27 protein-coding genes and 1 tRNA gene are annotated in these 25,145 nt (G+C 44.2%); 19 read left to right on the plus strand and 9 right to left on the minus strand.

Annotation, left to right across the window (positions count from 1 at the left end; genetic code table 11):
- Positions 1–149: 149 nt before the first annotated feature.
- The 4 genes from ABD894_RS23400 to hemH all read left to right on the plus strand — a co-directional run bounded on the left by ABD894_RS23400 (position 150) and on the right by hemH (position 3,499).
- Entirely contained in the window at positions 150–1,001 is an 852-nt protein-coding gene (locus ABD894_RS23400; RefSeq protein ID WP_345213512.1) for a 4-hydroxy-3-methylbut-2-enyl diphosphate reductase, read from the plus strand.
- A gap of 29 nt (positions 1,002–1,030) precedes the next feature.
- Positions 1,031–1,720 (plus strand): fatty acid desaturase, encoded by a 690-nt coding sequence (locus ABD894_RS23405; protein ID WP_345213513.1) that lies wholly within the window; start codon positions 1,031–1,033, stop codon positions 1,718–1,720.
- 63 nt (positions 1,721–1,783) lie between these two features.
- The gene (locus ABD894_RS23410) at positions 1,784–2,344 is read left to right on the plus strand and encodes a hypothetical protein (RefSeq protein ID WP_345213514.1); all 561 of its coding nucleotides are present in this window, start codon (positions 1,784–1,786) and stop codon (positions 2,342–2,344) included.
- 135 nt (positions 2,345–2,479) lie between these two features.
- Positions 2,480–3,499, plus strand: coding sequence for a ferrochelatase (hemH, locus tag ABD894_RS23415; RefSeq protein WP_345213515.1), 1,020 nt, complete (start codon positions 2,480–2,482; stop codon positions 3,497–3,499).
- Here the strand turns inward: hemH and ABD894_RS23420 are convergent.
- Positions 3,492–4,439 carry a cation diffusion facilitator family transporter gene (locus ABD894_RS23420; RefSeq protein ID WP_345213516.1) on the minus strand — a complete coding sequence of 316 codons (948 nt, stop codon included), beginning with the start codon at positions 4,437–4,439 and terminating at the stop codon, positions 3,492–3,494. The genes hemH and ABD894_RS23420 overlap by 8 nt on opposite strands.
- Positions 4,440–4,609: 170 nt before the next feature.
- Between ABD894_RS23420 and ABD894_RS23425 the strand changes: the two genes are divergently transcribed.
- From ABD894_RS23425 to ABD894_RS23435, 3 genes are read left to right on the plus strand one after another with little or no spacing between them, the layout of a single operon-like run.
- Entirely contained in the window at positions 4,610–5,380 is a 771-nt protein-coding gene (locus tag ABD894_RS23425; RefSeq protein ID WP_345213517.1) for a ThuA domain-containing protein, read from the plus strand.
- Positions 5,381–5,397: 17 nt separating this feature from the next.
- Entirely contained in the window at positions 5,398–7,158 is a 1,761-nt protein-coding gene (locus tag ABD894_RS23430) for a glycoside hydrolase family 9 protein (protein WP_345213518.1), read from the plus strand.
- Between the two features lie 48 nt (positions 7,159–7,206).
- Positions 7,207–8,076 (plus strand): cupin-like domain-containing protein, encoded by an 870-nt coding sequence (locus ABD894_RS23435; protein ID WP_345213519.1) that lies wholly within the window; start codon positions 7,207–7,209, stop codon positions 8,074–8,076.
- Between the two features lie 84 nt (positions 8,077–8,160).
- Here ABD894_RS23435 and ABD894_RS23440 read toward each other — a convergent pair whose 3' ends face one another.
- The 3 genes from ABD894_RS23440 to ABD894_RS23450 form a co-directional block, all read right to left on the minus strand.
- The gene (locus tag ABD894_RS23440) at positions 8,161–9,279 is read right to left on the minus strand and encodes a zinc finger domain-containing protein (RefSeq protein WP_345213520.1); all 1,119 of its coding nucleotides are present in this window, start codon (positions 9,277–9,279) and stop codon (positions 8,161–8,163) included.
- Between the two features lie 40 nt (positions 9,280–9,319).
- A complete protein-coding gene (locus ABD894_RS23445) occupies positions 9,320–10,453 on the minus strand; it encodes an SPFH domain-containing protein (protein ID WP_345213521.1) in 1,134 nt (377 codons plus the stop codon).
- A 174-nt stretch (positions 10,454–10,627) separates the two neighbouring features.
- Positions 10,628–11,422 (minus strand): carboxylesterase family protein, encoded by a 795-nt coding sequence (locus tag ABD894_RS23450; protein ID WP_345213522.1) that lies wholly within the window; start codon positions 11,420–11,422, stop codon positions 10,628–10,630.
- A gap of 168 nt (positions 11,423–11,590) precedes the next feature.
- Here ABD894_RS23450 and crtD point away from each other — a divergent pair, with 168 nt between their 5' ends.
- Both crtD and ABD894_RS23460 read left to right on the plus strand, forming a co-directional pair.
- Positions 11,591–13,069, plus strand: coding sequence for a 1-hydroxycarotenoid 3,4-desaturase CrtD (gene crtD / locus ABD894_RS23455; protein ID WP_345213523.1), 1,479 nt, complete (start codon positions 11,591–11,593; stop codon positions 13,067–13,069).
- Between the two features lie 88 nt (positions 13,070–13,157).
- Positions 13,158–13,229 (plus strand) — tRNA-Glu (locus ABD894_RS23460).
- A 76-nt stretch (positions 13,230–13,305) separates the two neighbouring features.
- Here the strand turns inward: ABD894_RS23460 and ABD894_RS23465 are convergent.
- Positions 13,306–13,554 (minus strand): hypothetical protein, encoded by a 249-nt coding sequence (locus tag ABD894_RS23465; RefSeq protein ID WP_345213524.1) that lies wholly within the window; start codon positions 13,552–13,554, stop codon positions 13,306–13,308.
- Between the two features lie 456 nt (positions 13,555–14,010).
- Between ABD894_RS23465 and ABD894_RS23470 the strand changes: the two genes are divergently transcribed.
- The 5 genes from ABD894_RS23470 to ABD894_RS23490 are packed head-to-tail and all read left to right on the plus strand — an operon-like array spanning position 14,011 to position 17,666.
- Positions 14,011–14,499 (plus strand): hypothetical protein, encoded by a 489-nt coding sequence (locus tag ABD894_RS23470; protein WP_345213525.1) that lies wholly within the window; start codon positions 14,011–14,013, stop codon positions 14,497–14,499.
- An 8-nt stretch (positions 14,500–14,507) separates the two neighbouring features.
- On the plus strand, positions 14,508–15,158 hold the full coding sequence (locus tag ABD894_RS23475) for a hypothetical protein (protein WP_345213526.1): 651 nt from the start codon (positions 14,508–14,510) through the stop codon (positions 15,156–15,158).
- The gene (locus tag ABD894_RS23480) at positions 15,125–15,958 is read left to right on the plus strand and encodes a sensor histidine kinase (RefSeq protein WP_345213527.1); all 834 of its coding nucleotides are present in this window, start codon (positions 15,125–15,127) and stop codon (positions 15,956–15,958) included. Before ABD894_RS23475 ends, ABD894_RS23480 begins: the two co-directional genes overlap by 34 nt.
- On the plus strand, positions 15,924–16,565 hold the full coding sequence (locus ABD894_RS23485; RefSeq protein WP_345213528.1) for a response regulator: 642 nt from the start codon (positions 15,924–15,926) through the stop codon (positions 16,563–16,565). Before ABD894_RS23480 ends, ABD894_RS23485 begins: the two co-directional genes overlap by 35 nt.
- Before the next feature lie 30 nt (positions 16,566–16,595).
- Positions 16,596–17,666: a PA0069 family radical SAM protein gene (locus tag ABD894_RS23490; protein ID WP_345213529.1), complete on the plus strand. Its 1,071-nt coding sequence runs from the start codon at positions 16,596–16,598 to the stop codon at positions 17,664–17,666.
- 152 nt (positions 17,667–17,818) lie between these two features.
- Here ABD894_RS23490 and ABD894_RS23495 read toward each other — a convergent pair whose 3' ends face one another.
- On the minus strand, positions 17,819–18,196 hold the full coding sequence (locus ABD894_RS23495) for a ribosomal maturation YjgA family protein (protein ID WP_345213530.1): 378 nt from the start codon (positions 18,194–18,196) through the stop codon (positions 17,819–17,821).
- A 78-nt stretch (positions 18,197–18,274) separates the two neighbouring features.
- Here ABD894_RS23495 and ABD894_RS23500 point away from each other — a divergent pair, with 78 nt between their 5' ends.
- Positions 18,275–19,012, plus strand: a complete 738-nt coding sequence (locus ABD894_RS23500; protein WP_345213531.1) for a DUF4184 family protein — start codon at positions 18,275–18,277, stop codon at positions 19,010–19,012.
- Between the two features lie 6 nt (positions 19,013–19,018).
- Entirely contained in the window at positions 19,019–19,447 is a 429-nt protein-coding gene (locus tag ABD894_RS23505; protein ID WP_345213532.1) for a hypothetical protein, read from the plus strand.
- Positions 19,448–19,525: 78 nt separating this feature from the next.
- Here ABD894_RS23505 and ABD894_RS23510 read toward each other — a convergent pair whose 3' ends face one another.
- Both ABD894_RS23510 and ABD894_RS23515 read right to left on the minus strand, forming a co-directional pair.
- Positions 19,526–20,272, minus strand: coding sequence for a zinc ribbon domain-containing protein (locus ABD894_RS23510; protein WP_345213533.1), 747 nt, complete (start codon positions 20,270–20,272; stop codon positions 19,526–19,528).
- Entirely contained in the window at positions 20,272–21,369 is a 1,098-nt protein-coding gene (locus ABD894_RS23515; RefSeq protein WP_345213534.1) for a Nif3-like dinuclear metal center hexameric protein, read from the minus strand. Before ABD894_RS23515 ends, ABD894_RS23510 begins: the two co-directional genes overlap by 1 nt.
- A gap of 524 nt (positions 21,370–21,893) precedes the next feature.
- On the opposite strand from ABD894_RS23515, the gene ABD894_RS23520 reads away from it, so the two are divergent.
- Genes ABD894_RS23520 through ABD894_RS23530 form a run of 3 tightly spaced genes read left to right on the plus strand, consistent with a single transcriptional unit; the run spans position 21,894 to position 24,233 of the window.
- Complete coding sequence (locus ABD894_RS23520) at positions 21,894–22,331, plus strand: MarR family winged helix-turn-helix transcriptional regulator (protein ID WP_345213535.1); 438 nt, start codon at positions 21,894–21,896, stop codon at positions 22,329–22,331.
- Between the two features lie 41 nt (positions 22,332–22,372).
- A complete protein-coding gene (locus tag ABD894_RS23525; RefSeq protein ID WP_345213536.1) occupies positions 22,373–23,644 on the plus strand; it encodes an MFS transporter in 1,272 nt (423 codons plus the stop codon).
- Between the two features lie 22 nt (positions 23,645–23,666).
- Entirely contained in the window at positions 23,667–24,233 is a 567-nt protein-coding gene (locus ABD894_RS23530; RefSeq protein ID WP_345213537.1) for an isochorismatase family protein, read from the plus strand.
- An 84-nt stretch (positions 24,234–24,317) separates the two neighbouring features.
- Here ABD894_RS23530 and ABD894_RS23535 read toward each other — a convergent pair whose 3' ends face one another.
- Positions 24,318–24,698: a TM2 domain-containing protein gene (locus ABD894_RS23535; protein ID WP_345213538.1), complete on the minus strand. Its 381-nt coding sequence runs from the start codon at positions 24,696–24,698 to the stop codon at positions 24,318–24,320.
- Positions 24,699–25,145: the final 447 nt, after the last annotated feature.

Genomic DNA, 25,145 nt, shown 5'->3' on the forward strand with positions numbered 1-25,145 from the left:
TATTTTAAGGTATCCAGCAGTTATAGGTTTAGATCGTTATCTGATAAAATTACGAATTTCCGGCAGATGTAAAAGCCATGTAATCAATCGGCATAACACAAATGGTTTATTATAATTGTTAAATGTTTTTGCTGTAAATTTGCATCATCATGGGAGAGTATAATTTAAAGGTTACCATTGACCAGGATTCGGGCTTTTGCTTTGGGGTAGTGTTTGCTATTGACATGGCCGAAGAAATACTGGAGCAAGACGGCTACCTTTATTGCCTTGGCGATATTGTGCACAATGATGAAGAGGTTGCCCGCCTGAAAGCTAAAGGTCTGCGCATTATTGAACACGCCGAACTGGGCGACCTGCATAACGAAAAAGTGCTCATCCGCGCCCATGGCGAAGCCCCGGAAACTTACCGCACCGCTTTAGAGAACAACATCACCCTGATTGATGCCTCGTGCCCGGTAGTGCTTAAACTGCAAAACAGGATAAAAACATCGTTCGATAGTAAGGAGAAGATCCTCATATTCGGTAAACATGGCCATGCCGAGGTTATAGGTCTGCAAGGGCAAACCAATAACGAGGCGCTGGTTTTTCAGGATATTGCCGAGCTGGATAATGTGGAGTTGCCGCAAAGTTTTACCCTGTACAGCCAAACCACCAAAAGCATGGAGAAATTCTATGGTATTAAGGATGAGTTGCTGTCGCGCGGGTATGAAGTAAAGGCGAACGATACTATTTGCCGGCAAGTATCCAACCGCGATAAGGATCTGCCTGCCTTTGCTACCAAATTTGATAAGATCGTGTTCGTCTCCGGCCGTAAATCATCAAACGGGAAGGTGTTGTATGAGGTATGCAAAAAGCATAACCCGAGCACCTACTTCATTTCGGCAGTTGATGAACTGGATAAGATCCTGTTTAATCCCGGTGATACCGTGGGCATTGCAGGCGCTACATCGACCCCTATGTGGTTGATGAAAGATGTGAAAGAAGCCCTTGAGCAATTTTAACAGCACGATATTTGCGCTATAGCATATTCATGCAAAAAGCACCATCATACACCGGTTTATTTGTTGCCATGCTGGTTATTGGCAGCTGGCTAACGTCCATTATTTTGCTGATGCAATGGCAGGTGAACTTTGCTAATCCGCTGCTTTATTTCTTTATTTTATTGCAGATGCACCTGTATACAGGGCTTTTCATTACCGCGCACGATGCCATGCACGGTACTATAGCACCCAACCGAAAGGTTAATAACTTGGTAGGTTATATCTGTACTTTTTTGTATGCCTCATTTTGGTACCCGCAACTGTATACCAAACACCACTTACACCACAGCCATGTACATACCGAGGTCGATCCGGATTATCATGAAGGTGGTTTTTGGAGTTGGTATGTAAGGTTTATCCGCAATTATCTGTCTGTTTGGCAAATAGTAATTATGGCGATAGTATTCAATGTACTAAAGCTATGGATTCCGCAGCCTAACCTGCTGCTGTTTTGGGTAGCGCCATCTTTATTAAGCACCTTGCAGCTGTTTTACTTTGGCACTTATTTACCACACAAAGGTGAGCACGATAATCAATACCACGCCCGTAGTCAATCCCGAAACCACGTAGCGGCCTTTTTTAGCTGCTATTTTTTTGGTTATCATTATGAACACCACGATTCGCCGGGTACACCATGGTGGAAGCTGTGGCAAACGCCACCGCCACAAGCAAATAAATAGGCTGTTTACTAAGTTAGCAGTAAATAAAAGGGATACTTTTACAGCAACCTAAACATATCGTTAATGGAGATATTACATCGTTTTGCACATCTGATTGATATGAACCTGATAAAAGGCAGTTTTTTCAGCGTACTTATTATCATAGTTGCGAGAATCCTGTTAAAAAGAGATTTAGATTATAAGCGACCGGTTATTATAATCAGCTGGTTAGTATTGGTCTATACATCGCTCAATATCATCATTCCTGTTATTGAATTCCTTATTGGTTATTTTTCATCGGCAGAATATTATACAATAAATATTATTAATCGTGCAGTCGGACCATACTGGTGGAGTTATTGGATAATGTTATTGGCTGGTTATATCCTCCCTTTGTGCTTGTTTGCAAAGCGGCTTCGTAGCAAGGCTTATCTTATTTTAATTATAACTGGTTTAATGAGTCTCGGTTGGTGGTTTGAGTTATTGACTATCGTAGCTACTTCTATAGGGCGTGAAGCAGTGCCTGATAATGCGGGCAATTTTTCACCCTTGCTAATCATCCCGCTTCAAGGGGGCTTGATCGGAATAATATTGATAGTTATTTGTAACCTGCCTAAGATCAGCCTAAAACGACACACAGGCTAACGATAATTTCAATGGAAACCTGTTTTGCAATATAAAGTAATTGGCGGCATTCATAAGCTAATCATCAATTTGCAATAATAGTTCCCCTTTCAGGGGGTTAGGGGGTTTTTTATTACATTTGCGCCTCGAAATATTATGGCTAAAAAGGGAATTTTATTAGTGAATTTAGGTACGCCGGATAGCCCGAGCACAGGCGATGTGCGCCGTTATCTGGATGAGTTTTTGATGGATCCGAGGGTGATTGACGTAAATGCTGCTTTGCGTACCTTTTTGGTTAAGGCGGTTATTGTACCCTTCAGGGCGCCAAAATCGGCCAAATTATATAAGGCTATCTGGGATGATAAAACCGGTTCGCCATTAAAACACTACAGCATATTACAGCGTGATGCCCTGCAACAACGCCTTGGCGATGGCTACATGGTTGAGCTGGCTATGCGCTACCAAAACCCATCGATAGAACTGGCGCTTGATAACCTGAAAGCTGCCCTGGTGGATAGTATACAGGTGATCCCGATGTTTCCGCAATACGCTTCGGCAAGTACAGGTTCGGTGTATGAAAAGGTAATGCGCCTGGTTAAAGATTGGCCTACCCCGCCGCCTATATCATTCATCAACTCGTTTCACGATGATGATTTGATGATTAAAACCTTTGCCGATAACGGCCGTAAATATCAGCCCGAAAAATACGATCATATCCTGTTCAGCTTTCACGGCCTGCCGCAAAGGCAGCTTATTAAAGCCGATCATACCCATAGTCACTGTTTAAAAGTGAACGATTGCTGCCAAACGCTTACCGATAAAAACAAGTTTTGCTATTCGGCGCAATCATACCACACAGCCAGGCTCATCGCGGCCGAACTTAACATTTCAAAAGAGGATTATACCGTTTGCTTTCAATCGCGCCTGGGCAGCGACCCATGGGTACAGCCCTACACCAGCGAAGTAATTGCGCAACTGGCCAAAGAAGGTAAAAAACGCTTGTTGGTATTTTGCCCGGCCTTTGTTGCCGATTGTTTGGAAACCGTTTTTGAGGTTACCGAAGAGTACGGCGCCGAGTTTAAACACTTAGGCGGCGAAGAGGTGCAACTGGTAGAAAGCCTGAACGACTCACCTACCTTTATCGACGCCCTGGAGCGTATGGTGCTGGCTAATTAATATTTTCGGCATTGGCTTTTACACCTGTATCGCCCGTTGGCGGATAGGTTTGCGGCTGTATGATCACAAAGCGCACAAGCTGGTATTCGTCCATAATGCGTTTGCGCAGCCTGTCGATGGTATCGGTAATGTCTTCCGTATCCAGGTCGGGCTTAAAAGCTACGATCAGCATCAGTATAACCTCCTCCGGCGATTGGTAGTTCGATAAGATATTAAGCACTTTTATTACCGAACCATCCTGCTCGGCAATAGCCTTTATTTTGGTCTTTGTTTCGGGGGCTATACCCTCGCCCATCAGCAAGCTGCGACTTTCGCGGGCAAGTATGGCCGATACGAATACCAGCAGCAAGCCCACCATTACCGATGCCAGCCCGTCCATATAAGGGAGGTTGTAACCATGACCGATCAGCATAAACACCAACACGATCATCAGGCCAATTACGGCGGCGCTATCTTCAAACAGTACCAAAAAACTGGTTGGGTCTTTGCTTTTTACAATGGCATCCCACCAGCTTAAGTCGCCCCTAACCTTGTTAAATTCTTTTATGGCGATAACGAGCGAACTCCCCTCAAATATCATTGATAGCACCAGTACCACGTAGTTCCATGTTGGGTTGCCGAATGGTTCGGGCTCCATTATATGGTGTACACCCTGGTAAATAGAAATACCGCCGCCCAAACCAAAAATGAGTATCGATACAATGAACGACCAAAAATAGATCTCTTTACCATAGCCAAACGGGTGGGTTGCATCGGGCGGTTTGCGGCTGCGTTTAAGGCCATACAATATCAGCACCTGGTTAATGGTATCAACCAGCGAGTGTACTCCTTCAGATATCATGGACGAACTGCCGCTGAAGCCTCCTGCAACAAACTTGGTTACTGCTATAAGCAGGTTGGCCGCCAGCGCGCTATATATTGATTTGTAATTTTTAGCCATACCTGCTGTTTAATGGGTTGATGCCTTTATTACAAGCAAGCAGATAAAAAGTTTAGGCTTTATACCTGCCGATGCCTATAATTATTTATTGCATATACTGATTGCTAAACAATTAGCATTTTAAACGATAATATGTATTTTTAAAAACCAATAGTCAACTTGCTAAATAAATGAAGAACATTCCCCGTTATTTACTTACGCTACTCATTGTATTTTGCACAACTATTGTATGGGCGCAACAAAAAACACCCCGGTTTAAGGTGCTGGCTATTTACGAGAACGGCGGGCATCATGTTGCGTACTCAAAAGCGGCAAGGGTATGGCTCGATAAGCTGGCTACGGATAGCAACTTTACTGTTGATTATATACAAGATCCTAAATTAATTACCGATGACCTGCTGAAACGTTACCGGCTATTTATTCAGATTGATTACGCGCCTTATGGCTGGGGAAAACCTGCTGAAGATGCCTTTATAAAATACATTAACAAAGGCCGCGGCGGGTGGATAGGCTTTCACCATGCCAGTCTGTTAGGAGAGTTCGACGGACAGCAGATGTGGCAGTGGTTCTATCAGTTTATGGGCGGTATCCGTTTTAAAAACTATATAGCCACGTTTGCATCGGCAACGGTAAAGGTTGAGCAACCCGCGCACCCCGTTATGAAAGGTGTGCCCCATGCATTTGTAGTAGATAAGGATGAATGGTACACTTATGATAAAAGTCCGCGGGCTAATGTACAGGTGCTGGCCTCGGCTGATGAATCAACCTATCAGCCTGCTACAGATATTAAAATGGGCGATCATCCCGTGGTATGGACCAACCCTAAATACAAGGCCCGTAACATCTATATTTTTATGGGGCATTCGCCCGAATTATTTAGCAACACGGCTTACACCAAACTATTTACCAATGCCATATTTTGGGCGGCGGGTAAACATTAAACCTATCTTACAGCAATATGATGAAACTACTTTTAGCCTGCCTGATGTTTCTATTCGCCTGCGGATATTGCAGCGGCCAGCCCAATATTTATGTTAACCAGGTTGCCTATAACAACCGCAGCCCCAAAATGGCTTTGGTTGGTATGGATGAAAAACTTACCCGTAAAACGGTATTCCATTTGGTGAATGATTCTACTGGCGAGGAAGTGTTTACAGGCGTATTAAGTGGTCCGCAGGCGATAGAAGAATGGCTGCCGGGTAAGGTGTTTTATTCGGCCGATTTTTCAACGTTCGATAAATCGGGCACTTACCATGTAGCCATCAGCATTAATGATAAAACATACCAGTCGGATAGTTTTGCCATTGGTGATAATGCTTTGGCCAAACTCACCCTGCCAAGCATAGTGCATTATTATAATAAGCAACGCGCCAACACCCCGGCCGAGTTGGAAGCCGATAAAAAGGTGCGTTTATTCGGCAGTAACAAAACGGTTGATCTGCATGGTGGCTGGTGCGATGCCTCGGGCGATGTAAGCAAGTACTTTTCGCATTTGGCCTATGCCAATTTCATGTCGCCGCAGCAGATCCCGCTGGTTACCTGGTCGCTCATTAACGCCCGCGATAATATGCCCGGTTTGCTCGGGCAGCTTAAAATAAAAGATTCTATAGAGAACGAAGCGCTTTGGGGAGCCGACTACCTGGCAAGATCGCTATCAAAGGATGGCTATTTTTACATGATCGTGTTCAGCTATTTTAATAAAGACCCACATGCGAGGCGGGTAGTTGGATTGCTGGCCAATAGTGTAACCACCAATCAATACCAGGCCGCCTTTCGCGAGGGTGGTGGTATGGCCATAGCGGCACTGGCCCGTGCATCGCGCTGGCAGAAGCACGGCGAATATACCTCGGCACAATATCTCGCGGCAGCAAAAAAAGGCTTTGCCCATTTACTCATCTACAATAAAAAATACGATGACGATGGTAAAGAAAACATCATCGACGATTACTGTGCCCTGATGGCCGCAACCGAACTTTGGGCCGCTACCAACAATGTATCCTACCGCAATGAAGCCCGTAAACGCGCCGCTAATCTTAATGCCCGTATTACTAAAGCAGGTTATTTCAGGGCCGATGATAAAGGCCGTCCGTTTTGGCATGCATCCGATGCCGGTATGCCGGTAATTGCTTTGTGTCGTTATTTGCAAAAGGAAAATGATGCTGTACATCGCGAAGCTGCACTAAGTACTATTCGCAAAGCGCTGGCGTATAATTTGAGGATAACTAACGAGGTGAGCAATCCCTTTGGTTATGCACGGCAAACATTTAAATACAAAGGCAAAATTAAAGACGGCTTTTTTATTCCGCACGAGAACGAAACAGGCTGGTGGTGGCAGGGCGAAAACGCGCGCTTAGGCTCATTGGCTACCGCCGCGCTGGCGGGCGCGAAGGTGGCTTATGCCGGCAACAAAGCCGTTAAAGATTCGCTGGAAGTTTTCGCTTCACAACAGATAGCCTGGATACTTGGCTGCAACCCCTATCAGGCTTGTTTTATGTATAAATTCGGCAGGAATAATGTGCCTTATATGCACTCCAACTTTGGCCATGGATCAGAACGGGGCGGTATTTCAAACGGCATTACCGGTAAAGATGGCAACCCTGATGGCAGCGGTATAGATTATAAAACAGAGGCCGAAGGCAACGAATGGCGGTGGACCGAACAATGGATCCCGCATTCGGCATGGTTTATGCAGGCGCTTACCGCCATGTACGCTCAATAGTTGTAGCAAAGCTTTATGGTAATTATATAATTATTTTATTTTTGGTTCATGTTATTGAAGCCCATTAGCCGTGTTGGCCTTATTGAGAAAGACGAATTTTACAAACAACATCTTCAACCTAAAAAACCGGTAATACTAACCGGATTTGTTAAGGACAGCCCGGCACTCCATAAATGGACGTACGATTATTTTAAAGAAATAGCGGGCGACTATAAAGTAAACCTTTATGGCCGTGAGGACGAGTTTAACGACCATGTTACCAGTCCGCCGGTAATGAAGGCTACCTTTGGCGAATACCTGGATATTATCGCTTCCGGCCCGGCCGAATTGAGGTTGTTTTTATTCAACCTGCTACAGCACAATCCGGAACTTAAGAAAGACCTTGTTTATAACGACCCAACAGGCGGTAAGATAGTATCGTGGCTGCCATACATGTTTTTTGGCGGCGAGGGCTCAAGCGTGCGCTATCATTACGATATTGATATGTCGCACATATTTTTAACGCAGTTTAAGGGCGTGAAAAAGATCTGGCTTTTTCCCTTAGATCAGTCCCCGCTGTTGTATAAGCTGCCATATAACTTTCATGGCATGGCCAATCTTAACAATCCCGATTATGATAAACACCCCGGCCTGAAATACCTTAACGGTTACGAATGTGAGCTGCAACCCGGCGAAACGCTGTACATACCATCGGGCTACTGGCACTACATAAAATACGCAACCGAGGGTTATTCGGTAAGTATGCGTATGCTCAACGAAAGACCCATTGAACGCCTCCGCGGATTGAAAAACATACTACTAACCCGCCGTGTGGATAACACCATGCGCCGCCTGTTTAAAGATAAATGGCTGGCCTATAAAATTAAACAAGCCGATATTAACGCTAACAGGGCGATAGATAAGCTGAAGGGAGCGTAAGTTTTTTTTATAATATTGTCATCCTTACAAATATTCAGGATGACAATATTACATATCACACAGACGCTTTTATCGCAATCCTGATCACTTATTTCCAAATACCATAAACCCAATGATCAGCAATATGATCACCAACAAAACAGTCAGGGTGATCTTGATCCAGCTAAGCGGGCGTTCGCCGATAACCTCGCCGGTGCTGGCGTTGATGGTGAACTGGTATACCTTTCCGCTGTAAGTGTATGAGCTTACCCATACCGGCAGCATGAGGTATTTAATACCTTTGTTGAAATAATCGCTGTCGGTATCGTCAATGCGCTGCTCATCGCCGCCAATGTCGTTACGGATGGCGCTTTCTATTTCGGGCTGCATCATGATGACCGCCTGATCAAAACCGGCCTCAGGTGCCAGTTGATAGGTTTCGGCACGGAAACCGCTGATGTAGCGTTCGTCAAACTTAAGCAGCATATTAAAGGCCCATGGGCCAAGCTTGTTCAGTGTTTTTGTTGGTAACGATTTGCTGGCCGGCACTACCAAATCCCGAAAATCGCACTGTACGGTGCCCGATGCCGAGTACCAGCGGGTATGGCGTACTTGGCGGGTACGGGTTTCACTGCGCCCGTTCACGTTTTCGGTATAAGTTTCGGTTACGTAATAGTGTTCGCCGCGCTGTCCTTCGTAACGGGTATTGGTATCGGCATCAAAAGCCCAATGCGGAATGTAAACACCTTGCAATGAAGGCATCATATTACCGCTTACCTTCTTCACCAGATCATTAGGAGCAAACCACAAGCCCTTCATCCATTTTTGAAAGTACTGTATGGCGGCATCCTTAGTAACAAAAAATGGCAGTACATAATGCGGCCGAACGTATTGCTTTTCAGCAGATAGATCGAGCACCAACGGCGATGTACAGAACGGGCATTTATCGGCCGTAACATTAGCGGCCAGCACGGTTGATGAGCCGCAACTATTGCACTTTACGGTCTTCAGCCCGGCATCCTGCCGGCAATTTTCACTTTGGGCTATAAACGCTTCATAGTCCAGCGTGATGATCTCCCTGCTATCCGGTGCCGATTCTATTTCGTTGGATACCCCGCAATAGTTGCATTTTAGGCTATGCGTGCCCGGGGCAAAATTTAATATAGCCCCGCAACCTTTACAGTTAAGCGAATTATTTATTACGGCACTTGCCTCCGGTTCCATACAGGGTGGTTTAAGTTTTTATAAATGTAATTGCCGATTATTAAGCGGTTGGCAATGGCGGCGGCGTGTTCTTAAACAGATCGGCCACCTCTGGCAGCGTAGCTACGGGAGCCCAGGCTGCCATACCTTTTTTCCAAACCATACTGCTCTCACTAAACGAGCGTTCGCCTGCCATTTGACTTAACTGGTGCAGGGTAAACGGCCCGTTCGATTTATCGGCAATAACCACATAGTATTGCTCTTCGGTGGGTACTGGCGGTGGCCCGCCCGCTGTAGGTGGCGGGGTGCTGCCCTGGTTAGGGTCGAATTTATTTTGCTGGAAGATATTGCCAACCTGCCCCATCATGGCCGCGCCAACACCTAAACCCATACCCGCCGCGCCAAGGTTGCCCCCAATGCTGTTCTCGGCAGATTTTTCGATAGCGTTAGCTGCCTGAAACTGCGCGTAAGCACCCAGGTTGCCCACTATGCCCATGCTGCTGCGTTTATCAAGCGCCTGCTCCACTTCGGGCGGTAGGGAAATATTTTCAACCAGCAGCTTGGTAAGGTTAAGGCCTATCTCGGCAAAATCGGGCTGTATATTGGTGGTGATAAGCTTGCCCATTTCATCGTAATTGGCAGCAAGATCAAGCACCGGTATTTTAGATTGAGCAACAGCATCCATCCCGCGCGATACCGCGATATTGCGCAATTGCTCGTTAATATCTTCTACATTAAATTCGGGATTGGTAGCGGCTATCTGTTGCAGAAACAATTTAGGATCCTGCACCTTAAAGTTATACGAACCGAAAGCCCTTAAGCGCACAGGGCCAAATTCGGCATCGCGCAGCATTACCGGGTTTTTGGTGCCCCAGCCCTGGTTGGTGAACTGGCGGGTGCTTACAAAAAACACATCCGCCTTAAACGGACTGTTGAAGCCATATTTCCAGCTTTGCAGCAGGGTAAGGATGGGCATATTTTGCGTGGTAAGTTCGTACATGCCGGGCTCAAAAACGTCGGCAATTTTGCCTTCGTTCATAAAAATGGCTACCTGCGATTCGCGAACGGTAAGCTTGGCGCCCATTTTAATGGCATTCTCATACCTCGGAAACTTCCATATAATTGTATTATGAGTAGTATCTACCCACTCAATTACATCAATAAACTCGTTTAATAATTTGCTGAATAGTCCCATAGCGTTTTCAATTGATAGATTGAATAAATATGTAAATTATTTTAAATATATCAATACATAATTTGTCCGGCTAAAAAAGCTCAGCTGTGAGGCATATCAAACAACTTACAAAAAAGCAATCCCGGCATATTTATCATACATCGGGATACTGAAAAACTATTTAATCGGTAATTTCTATTTTTTGTTGGAGAACAACCACGGCAACAACCCGACCTCGGCGAAAGCATTGTTCCAGCTATCGTGCCCAACGTTAGGGTAAAGGCTGAATTTAGGGTTAGCGCCTTCGGCTTTCAACGCGGCTACTACTACTTCCGAGTGATCTGCCGGCACAATCGGATCCTTGCCCCCGTGGAAAACCCAAAGCGGAACTTTTTTGGCGTATTTAGGCACATTCAGCGAGTTATCGCCGCCGCATATAGCAATTGCCGCCGCGAACAGATTCGGTTTACGCCCCAGCATTTCAAGCGTGCCCATGCCACCCATTGACAGGCCGCCAATATATACTTGTTTTTTATCGATATATGGTTTCTTCAACAATTCATCGGTAAAACCAAGCAAGGCAGCCATAGCCTTGGTAGGCGCACTGTCATCGGTTTTAAACAGAAATTTGTTTTTGCCGGTAACATCATTGTGCTCAATATCTACGTTAGACCAAAAACTTTCGGCAGGGCACTGCGGGAAGATCACGATAGCGCGGTATTGCTGCCTTATGTCGGGCCTCAAAAACAAGTCGGCACCGTAAGTAAGCTGGGCATTGTTGTCCTTACCACGTTCGCCTGCGCCATGCAGTATAATTACAACTGGGTATTTTTCGGTAGGGTTAAATTGCAGCGGGAACAATATGCGATAGGGCAGGGTATCTCCCTTTGCGGCGTACAGGCCTTTATCATAAGCTGTTCGGTCCTGCGCCTGTGTAATAAAAGGAATACCCAGCATAATTATTAAAAAGAGTTTTGATACTAATTTCATACGGTTAAATATTTTATTGAAACGGCTTGTTTAAAGGTATTATTAAATACTGATAAATCTCGTTGCTGTAACAGGCATTATTTAACAGCGTTTTATCAACAAAGTTTTTGCGCAGGGCAACAATAGTAACATGGCTTTTAAATTTTTGCTTTAGGTATATTTGCGGGCATGCCTACCAAAAAAGCGCTTATTATAGGTGCCGGAATAGCCGGAATAGCCACAGCCATACGCTTAGCCGTAAAAGGCTACAGAGTAGAAGTTTTTGAGGCGAATACCTATCCCGGAGGTAAGCTATCTGAATTTACACGGGATGGTTTTCGGTTTGATGCCGGGCCGAGCCTGTTTACCATGCCCCAATATGTGGATGAGCTTTTTACGCTGGCCGGTAAAAACCCGCGCGATTACTTCAACTACAAAAAGCTGGATACCGTTTGTCGCTACCATTACCCCGATGGCACTCAATTTAACTCCCCCGCCAATGTAAATGATCTGGCAAAAGAAATAAACCGTAACACGACAGAACCGGTCGAATCGATTTTAAAGCACGCCGGTTACAGTGAGCGGATCTACCGCATAACCAACCACGTTTTTTTAGAACGATCATTACACCGCCTGCAAACTTATTTGAAGTGGGATACCCTGCGATCGATATTTCGTCTGCGGCAGATTGACAGCATGCGCACTATGCACAAGGCCAATCAAAGCTTTTTTAATGACGCGCGTGTGGTGCAATTATATAACCGCTATGCCACTTACAATGGCTCAAACCCCTACAAGGCACCGGCCACACTTAACGTTATACCGCACCTTGAACAACATTACGGCGCTTACTTTCCGGATGGGGGAATGTATAGCATTACCCAAAGCCTGGTGAAACTGGCGGAGGAGCTGGGTGTAAAGTTTCATTACAATTCGCCGGTACAGCAAATAATAGTCGAGAATCATAAGGCCCGCTACATATTGGTGCACAACCGCGAAATTAAGGGCAACATCATTGTATCCAATATGGATGTTTGGTTCACCTACCGTAAGCTATTGAGCAACTACCCGGCCTTGCACCCTAATAAAACCCTGAAACAACAACGCAGCAGCTCGGCGCTGATATTTTACTGGGGAATAAAAAAACAGTTCGACAAGCTTGATCTGCATAATATTTTTTTCAGTGCTGATTATGCCGCTGAATTTAGACACATCTGGCAAAAAAAGAACATTTACCACGACCCTACAGTATACCTCAACATCAGCTCGAAACATCAACATACAGATGCCCCCGAAGGCTGCGAAAACTGGTTCGTAATGATCAACGTGCCAGCCAACTCCGGCCAAAATTGGGATGCATTGATTGCCAAAGCGAAAGAAAATATCCTCCACAAATTATCAACAGCGTTGCAAGAGAACATTGAAAATCTGATAGTTACCGAAGATATTCTCGACCCGAGAAGTATTGAACAGCGCACATCCTCATACCGTGGCTCGCTATATGGCACCAGCTCCAACAACCGTTTCGCGGCATTTTTGAGGCATGCCAACCGGTCAGCAAAGGTAAAGAACCTATACTTCTGCGGTGGTAGCGTACATCCCGGCGGCGGCATTCCCCTATGCCTGCTTTCGGCAAAAATTGTAAGCGATTGGGTAGGCGATAGCTAATACCGCTTTATCTGTTTAGTGCCAAATTTTGCATCAGGTATTGCCAAATTAAAATATAAGCCTATTTTTGCACCACCAAATAAAAAATGGCCCGTTCGTCTAGGGGTTAGGACGTTAGATTTTCATTCTAGAAACAGGGGTTCGATTCCCCTACGGGCTACTTTTAGAGAGCTAGATATAATTTATCTAGCTCTCTTTTATTTTACAACAATCGACTAAAAGTCAACTACTTATATTCATAGCAGCTCTTTTCTTAACAAAGAGTTTGAAATTTCCTTAAAGACATGTTGATCGGACAGGATAATGAACTTATCCATTTGTGGATTAAACTGAATAACCGATCCCCTATATCCTTTACCCTCCCGCATTTTTTTCAGTAGTTTATTCAGCGCGTAATTCACCTGCCTTTTATCCGGGCGCGACGAATATTTGTCGGCCAGTTTACTCACCGTCCTACGTAACAGTTGCTGAAGAAATTTGCGCATCTACACACTAATGTATTAATAATGCGGATTGTTTGGCAGGAAGGATAAATAAAGGACTGATTTTAAGTGAGGAGGGAAGGACGGTAAGTTTAGCAGAATCTTTTGTGGGAAATAACATGATAGGAGAGTGGCTAATCAGGGTAAATCCTCAAATCCCACAAAATCATGGTCAAAAAAGAAGTCCCTGCACTGTTAGGTGCAGGGAACCGATCTTTATATTAAGCAGAAAAAATACCCCTATTTATATAGGATATGTACCGGCATGCTGTTTCATATCCTACTTCTGCCTTGATACAAATATCCGCTATGCCTGCTTACCAAAAAATACCCAAATCACGGTATTTTTGGTGCACAAACACCCTGTAAATACCGTGAAAACACGGGGTTGATAAAAAGGATTAACTTATTAATTTAGTGGCTTAAACTCTATTTTTTTTAAACCCTTAAACAACTGTCATGATAGAAGAACGTAGGCTGCAGCCAATTGGTGTTACAAAAAGCGTGTTAAAAAGATTAACCAACAATTTCCGGAAACGGGTACTCTATTTACACAAGAACTCCGATTCGCCGATGGCACATGACCTGAAAAATGATTCATCGAGCATTTGGTTTTCAAAAGCCGACATTGAAAAATTATTTGACGCTAACCGTGTTGACGATAATGGTGGCCTGCGTATTTACTTTGGCGTTCACGATAAAGACGTGATGCAAACGGAGTTTGACGATAAATTAATGGTTGTTTTAGTAGCCACCCGTTTTGATGCCCACTCAGGTAAACAGGTTGACCAGCTTTATGATAATGATAAGCACGAACTGGTTGAGCCTATTGCCCTGGCGCCCAAAATGATGACCGTTGCAGCAACAGGTTCAAAGCAAAAGCTTGAGGCCGGTACAGGATTAGATCATGGAAAGATCTGCCCGCCGGCGCAATGCCCGTTAACATAATAATTTTAATGCCCACATTTTTATACTTAGCATTCGAAACCATAGCGCTTCTTATATTGATCATTCAGTATAAGAAGCTTGAAAAATCAGTTTACATCTATTTCCTCCCTTACCTGCTATTCATCGTAATATATGAATGCGCGTCGGTTTTCAATCTTTTCAATATACACGGTAGTAACGCTTATATCACCAATATTGTAATTACTGTTGAGTTTGCGTTTTACAGTTTCTTCCTTATCTCCCTTATTTCGCGCAAACTGAAACGGCTTTTAACAGCATTGGTAATCGTTTGCCTGCTGTTTACCTTGGTGGATGTGTTTTTTTTACAAGGCTTTTGGAACTTGTGTACCATTGCCATATTGGTACAGTACGTAATGCTTATCGTTTTGGTATGCTGTTTCTTTTACCAGCTGATGAACAGCAGCGGGCAATCCATGTCGTTATTGAGCCTCCCGCATTTTTGGGTGAATACCGGATTGCTTTTCTTTTGTTTGGCCGAGTTCCTGTTTTTCGCGGCATTTGCCTATATGGCATCGCGCAATAACTATCACTATTACTTATTATCGCTGGTGATAGCTAATATGGCCAATTTAATTTTGTATTCTTGTTTATCCATATCATTCTTATGCTTCAGCAAGACGAAGAAGTTATCACCCTGATAATTGCAGGAACCATTATGTTGCTCTTGCTGGGCATGTTCATTATCAGCTTTTTATTCTTTTATCAGCGCAAGCACAACAACCACCTCAGCGAAAAAACGCAGCTGCAATCAAAATTTCACCAGGAACTTTTAAAAACGCAGATAGAGGTGCAGGAACAAACCCTCAACCACATCAGCCGGGAGATTCATGATAACATTGGGCAGGTGCTCTCCTTTGTAAAGCTCTCATTAGCCACGGTAAAAAATATGGATACCGGGCAGCAGCATCAAAAAATAGACGAGAACCGCGAACTGATTGCCCAGGCTATTAACGACTTACGCGATCTGTCAAAAAGTTTAAGCTTTGAACGCATAAAGGTTGTGGGCCTTAAAAGCGCTATTATGCGCGAGGTTGACCGCATTAACAAAAGCGAGCTTATTAAGGCCGAACTGGAAGTAAAGGGCGATGAGTATGAGCTTGGCGCACAGCGCGAACTGGTATTATTTCGCATATTTCAGGAGGCGTTTAACAATACGTTGAAATACGCTTTTGCCGCCAATTTAAAAATCTGTTTGAATTACACTGCCGATTTGTTTACTTTGGAGATTGAAGATAATGGCGCGGGTTTTTCAATTACCGATAAACTGAAAGAAAACAGTGGTTCGGGCTTGAAAAACATGGAAAACAGGGCAACCCTGATCGGTGGAACGGCTACAATAAGCAGCGAACCGGGCGAGGGCTGCAGTATAAAAATTTCTCTTGACCCACTTGTTAAACAAAATTATGCCGACGGACACTATCCAAATAGCGCTGGTTGATGATCACCGCCTCTTCAGAAGCGGCATTGTATCCCTTATAAATAACCTCAACGGATTTAATATTCTGTTTGAAGCCGGTAACGGCGAAGAGCTGGGCCGTAAAATTTCGCCCAAAAACAAGCCCAATATCATATTGCTGGATATCAACATGCCGGTTATGGATGGTATCAGCACCGCGCTATGGTTAAAGGAGAATTACCCGGAGATCTGCATTATTGTACTATCCATGTTTGAGGATGCCGAAAAGGTGCTCACCATGGTGAAAATGGGTGTAAAGGGCTACCTGCTGAAAGACTCGGAACCCGGCGAATTTGAACAAGCCTTAACCAAGGTATCGCAAGGCGAAGTGTACTACCCGGAGTTTGTTACACGCCATTTGATCAACAGTTTTAACAACAAGGTTGAAGATATTAAACTGAACAGCCGCGAACTTGAATTTTTAAAACTTGCCGGTACCGAACTCACCTATAAGGAAATTGCCGACCAAATGTGCGTTAGCGTACGTACGGTTGATGGTTACCGCGACCAGCTTTTCGAAAAACTGCAAATAAAAAGCCGCGTAGGCCTGGTACTTTACGCCATAAAAAATAAGCTGATAGAATTGTAATTTGCTAAATTAATTAGCAAATTTGTTCTCATGGCACATGAGGATAATCCGGAGTATTTTAAGGGAAGAGGCGCGCAGGTTAATACCCACAATAAGTTTTTAAAGAACAAATATGTGTTAGAGCATATTGAGGGGCTGGATGAACCGCTGCTTGAAAATACAGCTACGCAACTGTTTGAGGAGAACGCTAAGAAGATAATAAGCGAATCAAACAGTCCGGATCTGAGCCACATGTATTCTATTAACCCTTATCAGGGGTGCGAACATGGCTGCATTTACTGCTACGCCCGCAACAGTCACGAATATTATGGGTTCAGCGCCGGGCTTGATTTTGAACGCAAGATCATCGTTAAACGTAATGCCGCCGAACTGCTCGAAAAATATTTCAATAAAAAGAATTATGAACCCGTCCCCATTGTACTATCCGGCAATACCGACTGTTACCAGCCCATTGAGCGCAAGCTGAAAATCACGCGTTCGTTATTAGAGGTGTTTTTGCGCTACCGCAACCCCGTGAGCTTTATCACCAAAAATAATCTTATCCTTCGCGATTTGGATATTCTTACCGAAATGGCCAAGATGAACCTCGTTCATGTAAATGTATCCATCACATCGCTTGATGAGCAGCTGCGGCAAAAACTGGAACCCCGTACGGTTACGGCAACAGGGCGACTGGCGGTTATTCAAAAACTCTCGCAAAATAACATCCCGGTAAGGGTAATGGCCGCGCCTATTATTCCCGGCTTAAACAGTAACGAGATTCCTAATATTATAAAGGCCGCGGCAGATCGCGGCGCGCTTTCGGCCGGGTTTACCATAGTGAGGCTAAATGGCAGCATCGCCGAAATTTTTACCGACTGGGTGCATAAAGCCTTCCCCGACCGTGCCGATAAAATACTGAACATGATACGTGCCTGCCACAACGGCAATCTTAACGACAGCGAGTTCGGTCGCCGCATGAGCGGCGACGGGCATGTCGCTAATTCCATTCACCAATTGTTCCGCATGTCGTGCAACCGCTTTATGGCCGGGCGCGATATGCCTGCGTATGACCTGTCGTTATTTACGCCTAAAAATGGCAAGCAAACGAGTTTATTTTGACCATGATTTTATGGGATTTGGGGGATTGCCTTGATTAGTTTATTTCTAACCGCTGAGAAAGCTGAGGCTTGCGCAGAGTTCGGGGAGTTTTTTTAGTACTGTCAGATTGTATGGAGCCTTCCGACGTTTTGAAACTTCGGAAGGCTGAAAAGTTATGCATCATTTTTTATCTTCAGGAACCACCGATCAACTAACATCGCTATACTAACGCCAACAGTGTAGCAAAGCAGGTCGCTCCATAAAAAGCCTGCGCCGAGTACTAACCTCCCGAATAGTGTGTGCCTGATATCGTTGATCCAAATAGCCTGATAAAGCTGGCTGAACTCAATGACATAGCAAAATACCAGTGCGACTATCACAACATATTTTATGTGCGCGTTAACAAACAGAAAGCACACAATAAAGTAAACCATTACAGCGTACAAAATATCGCCAACAAACAAAGGAATAGCAGCATAATGCCGGGAGAGCAGGCCAATAATTATGGTGGCCAGAGTAAGCGCTAAATAGACGAGCCTTTGTTTAAGCATATGGGCTAATATAATAGATTTAGATTGATTGTTCGCGGTCAATACATACAGTGCGTATAATGATTGTATATTAGTGATATGCCTTTTACCTTTTGTCACCCGGCTATTGTTTTGCCTTTGGGCTATTTACCTAAACGCGTGGTATCTGTATCGGCACTGGTTATCGGCAGTATGGCGCCCGATTTTGAGTATTTCTTCAGGATGCGCATCTTCAGCATTTATAGCCATACCTGGGATGGCTTATTGTGGTTTGATCTGCCGGTTGGTCTGTTTGTGCTGCTGATCTACCTTTCATTAGTTAAGAACGTATTGATTGATCACCTGCCCGAATTTCTTAACAAGCGTTTCTCTTCATTTAAAAATCCTCCAAGCTTTCGCTTTTCAAACGCAATCATCGCAGTGCTATGTATTTTGCTGGGCGCGATAAGCCATATTTTATGGGATGGCTTTACACATAAATCCGGATATTTTGTGGCGCATATTCCTGCGCTTTCTATTCCGGTTACTATAAATCATACCACTTTATATGTGTATAATATAGTGCAACATGCGAGTTCCTTATTAGGGTTACTCGTCATTTTATATGCTATATGGAAACTGCCTGTTGGGTTACTCACCATCAAAAGGCCGATCTTTGGGTATTGGTTAGTCGTGATAACTATCACTTTGCTTATTGTTATTGCTCGTTTCGCGATCTCCCGTACTATGCTGTTGGTCGGAAATGTCATCGTATCCGCCATCTCCGCTTCTTTTATCGCGCTTGTAATAACTTCTGCTTACTATCGTCTAAAAAACAAACACAACACAATAATTTAAACCCACATGATCCATTTAAAAAAGCATTCACTAAATCTTATCCTGTTTCTTATTCCCTGCGTATTGTACTCGGGTTGTGCCCTGTTTACCGAAAGCAAAGAGAAACTGGCCAAATATTGCCCGGGATTGAAGGTAGATTTAAACAACGTTAATATTAAAAGCAATGCCAATAATAACGAAAGCAGGGTAAGCTACATATTGGGCTATAACGCTGACAACGAACAAGAGGTTGAAGATTATTTTATGAACGGCAACCACGGTTATACCACTTTAAGAGATAACGCCTTCTTTATACGTGAAGACAAGGAGAAAGAAGCGCTTAGCGATGTGGATATTGCCGTAGGCAAAACCATCGACCATCATAAAACCCACACCATTGTGGTATTTAATAAAAGCAAAAGCCGTATTATCATTATAGAGACAACTAAAGGATAGTAAAAGCTCAATTACCGATGGGTTAAAACAAAAAAAGCGCCTTTTGGGCGCTTTTGATATATTATATGGGTGTTGCAATTAGGCTGTTTCTTCAGCTTCCAAAGCCATTTGCTCATCAACCAGGATACGACCGCAATGCTCGCAAACAATAATTTTTTTGCGTTGACGGATGTCTGACTGGCGCTGAGGCGGAATTTGGTTAAAGCAACCTGAGCATGAATCACGCTGAATAGTTACTACTGCCAAGCCGTTTTTCGCATTTTGACGCAGACGTTTGTAAGCGATCAATAAACGCTCTTCAATGTTCGGAAGCGCTTTTTCAGCCTGGTCTACTAATTCTGCTTCTTCTTTTTCAGTTTCGGCAGTAATAGTACCCAATTCAGATTTTTTACCATCAAGGTCGCTTTTGCGAACATCAAGGTCGGCAAGGGCTTTTTCGTAAACCTGGGTTTTGGTAGCTATTTCGTAGCCATACTCCCTGATTTTCTTTTCACTTACCTGTATATCTAACCCTTGTATCTCTATCTCTTTAGAAATAGCATCATACTCGCGGTTATTTTTTACCTCATTAAGCTGGGTTTCGTATTTTTTGATGTTGGCCTGCGCATCCTTTATCAGGTTTTTGCGGGTTACAATATCATCTTCTACATCATCAAGCTCGCTTTTTAATTTTTGTATACGGGTTTCAAGGCCTGCAACATCATCTTCAAGATCAGCAACTTCTACAGGCAGTTCACCCCTCACCTGACGTATTCTGTCAATCTTGGTGTGGATAGTCTGGAGTTCATATAAAGCCTTAAGCTTTTGTTCAACGGTTTGTTCCATTAAATAAAATATTTGACGGGGTTCGTATTTATCGTTGTTAAACGGAGGGCAAAGGTAGCAAATTTTTTTCGAATAATATCAAACAATAATTGTTGTGTAAATTGCTCACTTTCAAAATGTCCGATATCGGCAATCACTATTTTTCCTTCGGCATCAAAAAACTCATGATATTTGTAATCGGCCGTTACAAAAACGTCGGCTCCGGCGGCAATAGCCTGCTTTAAAAGAAAGCCCCCGGCACCTCCGCAAACGGCTACTTTTTTTACGGGCTTGCCCCGTAATTCGGTGTACTTAATAACACCTGCCTGCATCTTTTCTTTTACCTGCCGTAAAAAATACTCTTCGCTCACGCTATCGTCCAGTTCGCCAACCATACCCGAGCCTACCTGCAAATGCTTGTTTGTTAAGTTATACAGATCGTAAGCAACCTCCTCGTATGGGTGAGACAGTATCAGCGCCATGATGATCTTACTTTCTATAGCGGCCGGGTAAATGGTTTCTATACGCACTTCACTTTCGTGATGCCTTGTGCCGGGCTCGCCCACGTAGGGGTTGGTATCTTCATTTCCCTTAAACGTACCAGTGCCTTCTACATTAAAACTGCATTCGCTGTAATTACTAATATCACCTGCTCCGGCGGCGAACAACGCGTCTTTTACTTCCTCTGCCGCGGCAAGGGGCACGTAAGTAACCAGCTTTTTAAGCAAACCGCTTTTAGGCGCGAGGATATGCAGGTTTTTTAAACCCAAGGTTTCGCAAATGCGTGTGTTTACACCGCCTATCACATTATCTAAATTGGTATGGATGGCATACAGGGCAATATCGTGCTTAATGGCTTTTTCAACAACCCGCTCCACATACGTACGCCCGTTAAACTTTTTCAACCCGCGAAAAACGATAGGGTGGTGCGAGATGATCACTTCGCAGCCGGTAGCTATGGCCTCATCAACCACAGTCTCGGTACAATCTAAAGAGATGAGCGCCTGGGTAATTTCCTTACCGGCATCGCCCACAATAAGTCCGGCATTGTCATAATCTTCCTGGTAGGCCAGCGGCGCGAAGCTTTCCAGATAGTTGATCAGTTCGGCTAATTTCATTCAACTAAATTAGTATAAAAGGGCGTGTGTCGTTTGTAGGATGTGAAATTATTTTATGTATTTGCTTTTATCATGCGAGGAAAACTATTGTAGTTTGAAGCAGTGGGGCAACTCTATTCGTCATTTGTTTAGCTTGTACTTAATATTCAAGGCAGCCTGCTCTTGGGCGCAGTGCCCCATTACTTTTGAGCCCAAAAGTAACAAAAAGGCTTGTCCAGCAAAAGGCTTCTTTGCCGCACATGGCCTTCCCTGCAAAACGTACAGAACTTAGGGCTGAAACTTTTGCCCCGTCGCTCATTCTCCACCCCACATGCAACAAGTTCCTATGCCCCGCCTTTGCGCTCCGGGCCACCACAGTTCTGCCCGCTTTCGCCCGAAGCTGTTTGCTGACGAAAAAGGTACTCGGCATAACATATTCCGAATGATCCCACAACAACGATAATGAAACACCCATGACAATAAAAATTTAAACCTCACGTACCTTTGTAAGGTAAACTTACAAGTTTTCTTTACAACATTGTATAATGAACGAACAGGAAAGCCATCAACTGGCATCGCAAATAAGAACCACCACTACGAGGCTCATTAAAAAGTTGCGTAAAAAGTCGGAAACCGGGTCTTCGCTATCGCTTACCGAGCGGTCGGTTATTGCCTTGCTCGATCAGCACAAGCAAATGCTGCCGAGCGAGCTGGCCGCTACGGAAAAGATCACCACGCAATCCATGTCGCAAATACTGAACCACCTGCTTGAGCTGGGTTGCATTATCCGCGAAGCATCAACAACCGATAAGCGCAAGGTATATATATCGCTATCTCCATTGGGGCAGGAGATGCTGTACCGCGTAAGGCACGAACGTGAAGAATGGCTTTTCAAGGCTATTACGGAAGTATGTACCGATGAAGAGCGGGAGCTGATTAGCCGGGCAATGGCGCCATTAACAAAAATTATTGACTATGAATAATTGGGAAAAGCCCAATTACAGGGAGAGGGATTTGACACACAATGAGCAGCATTAACACATTCAACGCATTTAAAAATTACAATTACAGGTTATATTTCTTCGGGCAGTCGGTATTGCTTATAGGTACGTGGATGCAAAAAACAGCGGTTAGCTGGGTAGTTTATGCCCTGACCGGTTCAAAATTTATGCTGGGGCTAACCTTGTTTGCCAGCCTTTTCCCTTCTTTCGTTTTCTCGTTTTTGGGCGGTGTAGTGGCCGATAGGTACAACCGCTACAAACTGCTCATGATAACACAAATTGCCTCTATGGTGCAGGCTTTACTGTTAACCGGGCTTATCTTTTTTAAGCATTATAACGTTTGGGAAATTATCGCGCTGAGCGTAGTGCTGGGTATTATCAATGCCTTTGATGTGCCGGCAAGGCAATCGCTTGTTTACGAAATGATTGATGATAAAGCGCACCTGCCTAATGCCCTTGCACTCAACTCATCCATGGTTAACCTTTCCAGACTTATTGGGCCGGGTATTGCCGGGTTGGTATTGGAAAAATGGGGCGACGATGTTTGTTTCGGATTGAATACCGTGAGTTTTATAGCGGTTATAGGTTCATTGATGATGATGCGCTTGCCAAAATACGTAGCCATACCGCACACAAAAAAGGTATTTGAAGAACTGAAGGAAGGGTTTACCTATATCAAAAATACGCCATCCATCGGCTACCTACTATTGATGCTCGGGTTGATCAGTCTGTTCGTATTGCCTTATGGTACATTGATACCAGTATATGCCCGCGATATTTTTAAGGGTACTGCATCTACCTTCGGTGTGATTGATAGCCTGATCGGATTAGGCGCGTTTTCAGGTGCCATTTTCCTGGCTTCGTTAAAGCCCGGCCGCAACCTGAAACTGATACTGGCCATCAATACGCTCATTTTCGGCACAGGGTTGGTGTTGTTTTCACACGAAAGCAATTATCCGCTGGCCTTGCTGTTCTCGGCAATCGGAGGGTTCGGCATGATGTCGCAAATTACCATTAGCAATACGCTGATACAAACCACCGTTGCGCCTGAAATGCGCGGACGGGTGATCAGTTTTTACGCTATGGCTTTCTTCGGGATGCAGCCATTGGGCGGGCTCATCATCGGCGCGGCATCACAAAAGATCGGCGCTCAAAATACCATACTGGCCGAAGGTATTATAGCCCTGTTGATTGGCGTTGCTCACCTATACTTTATCAAAAAAGAAAAATCAAATAAACCGGCGGCAGGCATACCCATAGTTGAACCGGAGATACAAGCTGCCGTAACTGCATAACACTACAAAATAGAAAAACAACATGATTACTGCAATTGATAAAAACACCGCGCTGGTACTGATAGATTTGCAAAACAACATTGTAGCCTATCCTACAGTACACCCAATCGACGACATCATTAAAAGATCGGCCGAATTAATGCACGCCTTTCATACTGCGGCCTTACCCGTAGTAATAGTAACCGTTGACACCTATGGCGCGCCATGGACGCATGCCCGCAAGGAAGCTAAACAAAATACTGCCCCGGCACCCGATGGCGCTTTGGATATAACACCTGGCATAAAACCCCGCGAAACCGATATTTTTATAGTAAAGAAAACCTGGAGCGCATTTCACGAAACCGGCCTGCATGAGATACTGCAAGAGCGTAGCATTACCAATATTGTATTAGGCGGTGTAGCAACCAGCTTAGGGGTTGAAGGCACCGCGCGTTCGGCCAGCGCATTGGGTTATAATGTAACCTTTGCAATTGATGCCATGACAGATATAACCATCGAAGCACACGACCGCAGCCTGAAATACATTTTCCCGCGAATAGGTGAGAGCGGTACTACCGAAAAAATTATCGAGCAGATACCGGGAGCTTAATTCGCCCTTATCTTAAAAAAAAATGCGGGCAGTATCGTTATACTGCCCGCATCATATATATGATAGATTGCCTTTCGGCTACGGTTAAAATTTAGGCGCGTTGTTGCCATACATTTGGGTGATCTGGAAACTTTCGTAAGCCATTTGCTTGTTGTAATCGTTAGTAAGGCTTTTGTGGTTTACCAAATCAACAATGGTACCTATAAAGCACAAACCGCCGGTGAAAAGGTACAACAGCCCCATTCCTATCTGGCCAAGCATAAAGCGTTGCACGCCTGATATCCAGATAAAGCCAAGTAATGTTACCAACATTACATCCTGCGGACTTTTTCTTTTAGTAGCGTACACATTAAAGAAATAAGCTTTTTGCTCTTCATTAAATTCAGCTACTGCTTGTTGCAAAAACATTCCCTCTTCTGGGGTAATGCCTGGTAATGCATAGTATGGATTTTGGTACATGTTCATCGTTTTCAGTTTTAGTGGTGTTGTTTAATGATATAAAGGTACATCGGCCCACTAAATTAGCCAACCTAAAGTAGGCCAGCTATTTAAACAAATCGGTAAAAAAGGCAATTTTAGCGGTGAAATATTAACCGACGGGGTAATTAACGGTGAAACCGCGCTGAATAGGCTAATATGATTAGGCTTAAGGCTTGTTGCATAGGTTTACTCATCCGGTCTTCGCTTCGCCCGACCACCTTCTCTGCTGCGCAAAGAAGGTTTTTTAAAAGCCTTCAGCATTTCCCTTTCAGCTGTCACCTTTTACCACCTTCTATTTGCTTGCAAAGAGGTACTGTCTTTAAAAGCAAATAATATTTAATAATTTTGATCATTCAATGAGGGCCTCCACTTGGAAGTTCATCACGTGTAGCCCTGGTTTGCCGGGGCTATTATTTTTTCAGATTGATAGGT

This window comes from Mucilaginibacter gynuensis, from assembly GCF_039541195.1.
Classification (GTDB): Bacteria; Bacteroidota; Bacteroidia; order Sphingobacteriales; family Sphingobacteriaceae; genus Mucilaginibacter; species Mucilaginibacter gynuensis.

Coding starts and splice junctions, on each gene's coding strand:
- ABD894_RS23510 (WP_345213533.1), bottom strand. CDS start 20,272: ATGGAACAAACCGTTGAACAAAAGCTTAAGGCTTTATATGAACTCCAG.
- ABD894_RS23495 (WP_345213530.1), bottom strand. CDS start 18,196: ATGCTTAAACAAAGGCTCGTCTATTTAGCGCTTACTCTGGCCACCATA.
- ABD894_RS23470 (WP_345213525.1), top strand. CDS start 14,011: ATGATAGAAGAACGTAGGCTGCAGCCAATTGGTGTTACAAAAAGCGTG.
- ABD894_RS23405 (WP_345213513.1), top strand. CDS start 1,031: ATGCAAAAAGCACCATCATACACCGGTTTATTTGTTGCCATGCTGGTT.
- ABD894_RS23450 (WP_345213522.1), bottom strand. CDS start 11,422: ATGAAATTAGTATCAAAACTCTTTTTAATAATTATGCTGGGTATTCCT.
- ABD894_RS23400 (WP_345213512.1), top strand. CDS start 150: ATGGGAGAGTATAATTTAAAGGTTACCATTGACCAGGATTCGGGCTTT.
- ABD894_RS23515 (WP_345213534.1), bottom strand. CDS start 21,369: ATGAAATTAGCCGAACTGATCAACTATCTGGAAAGCTTCGCGCCGCTG.
- ABD894_RS23535 (WP_345213538.1), bottom strand. CDS start 24,698: ATGAACATGTACCAAAATCCATACTATGCATTACCAGGCATTACCCCA.
- ABD894_RS23425 (WP_345213517.1), top strand. CDS start 4,610: ATGAAGAACATTCCCCGTTATTTACTTACGCTACTCATTGTATTTTGC.
- ABD894_RS23500 (WP_345213531.1), top strand. CDS start 18,275: ATGCCTTTTACCTTTTGTCACCCGGCTATTGTTTTGCCTTTGGGCTAT.
- ABD894_RS23475 (WP_345213526.1), top strand. CDS start 14,508: ATGCCCACATTTTTATACTTAGCATTCGAAACCATAGCGCTTCTTATA.
- ABD894_RS23410 (WP_345213514.1), top strand. CDS start 1,784: ATGGAGATATTACATCGTTTTGCACATCTGATTGATATGAACCTGATA.
- ABD894_RS23480 (WP_345213527.1), top strand. CDS start 15,125: ATGCTTCAGCAAGACGAAGAAGTTATCACCCTGATAATTGCAGGAACC.
- ABD894_RS23505 (WP_345213532.1), top strand. CDS start 19,019: ATGATCCATTTAAAAAAGCATTCACTAAATCTTATCCTGTTTCTTATT.
- ABD894_RS23430 (WP_345213518.1), top strand. CDS start 5,398: ATGATGAAACTACTTTTAGCCTGCCTGATGTTTCTATTCGCCTGCGGA.
- hemH (WP_345213515.1), top strand. CDS start 2,480: ATGGCTAAAAAGGGAATTTTATTAGTGAATTTAGGTACGCCGGATAGC.
- ABD894_RS23435 (WP_345213519.1), top strand. CDS start 7,207: ATGTTATTGAAGCCCATTAGCCGTGTTGGCCTTATTGAGAAAGACGAA.
- ABD894_RS23485 (WP_345213528.1), top strand. CDS start 15,924: ATGCCGACGGACACTATCCAAATAGCGCTGGTTGATGATCACCGCCTC.
- ABD894_RS23490 (WP_345213529.1), top strand. CDS start 16,596: ATGGCACATGAGGATAATCCGGAGTATTTTAAGGGAAGAGGCGCGCAG.
- ABD894_RS23525 (WP_345213536.1), top strand. CDS start 22,373: ATGAGCAGCATTAACACATTCAACGCATTTAAAAATTACAATTACAGG.
- ABD894_RS23530 (WP_345213537.1), top strand. CDS start 23,667: ATGATTACTGCAATTGATAAAAACACCGCGCTGGTACTGATAGATTTG.
- ABD894_RS23520 (WP_345213535.1), top strand. CDS start 21,894: ATGAACGAACAGGAAAGCCATCAACTGGCATCGCAAATAAGAACCACC.
- crtD (WP_345213523.1), top strand. CDS start 11,591: ATGCCTACCAAAAAAGCGCTTATTATAGGTGCCGGAATAGCCGGAATA.
- ABD894_RS23465 (WP_345213524.1), bottom strand. CDS start 13,554: ATGCGCAAATTTCTTCAGCAACTGTTACGTAGGACGGTGAGTAAACTG.
- ABD894_RS23445 (WP_345213521.1), bottom strand. CDS start 10,453: ATGGGACTATTCAGCAAATTATTAAACGAGTTTATTGATGTAATTGAG.
- ABD894_RS23420 (WP_345213516.1), bottom strand. CDS start 4,439: ATGGCTAAAAATTACAAATCAATATATAGCGCGCTGGCGGCCAACCTG.
- ABD894_RS23440 (WP_345213520.1), bottom strand. CDS start 9,279: ATGGAACCGGAGGCAAGTGCCGTAATAAATAATTCGCTTAACTGTAAA.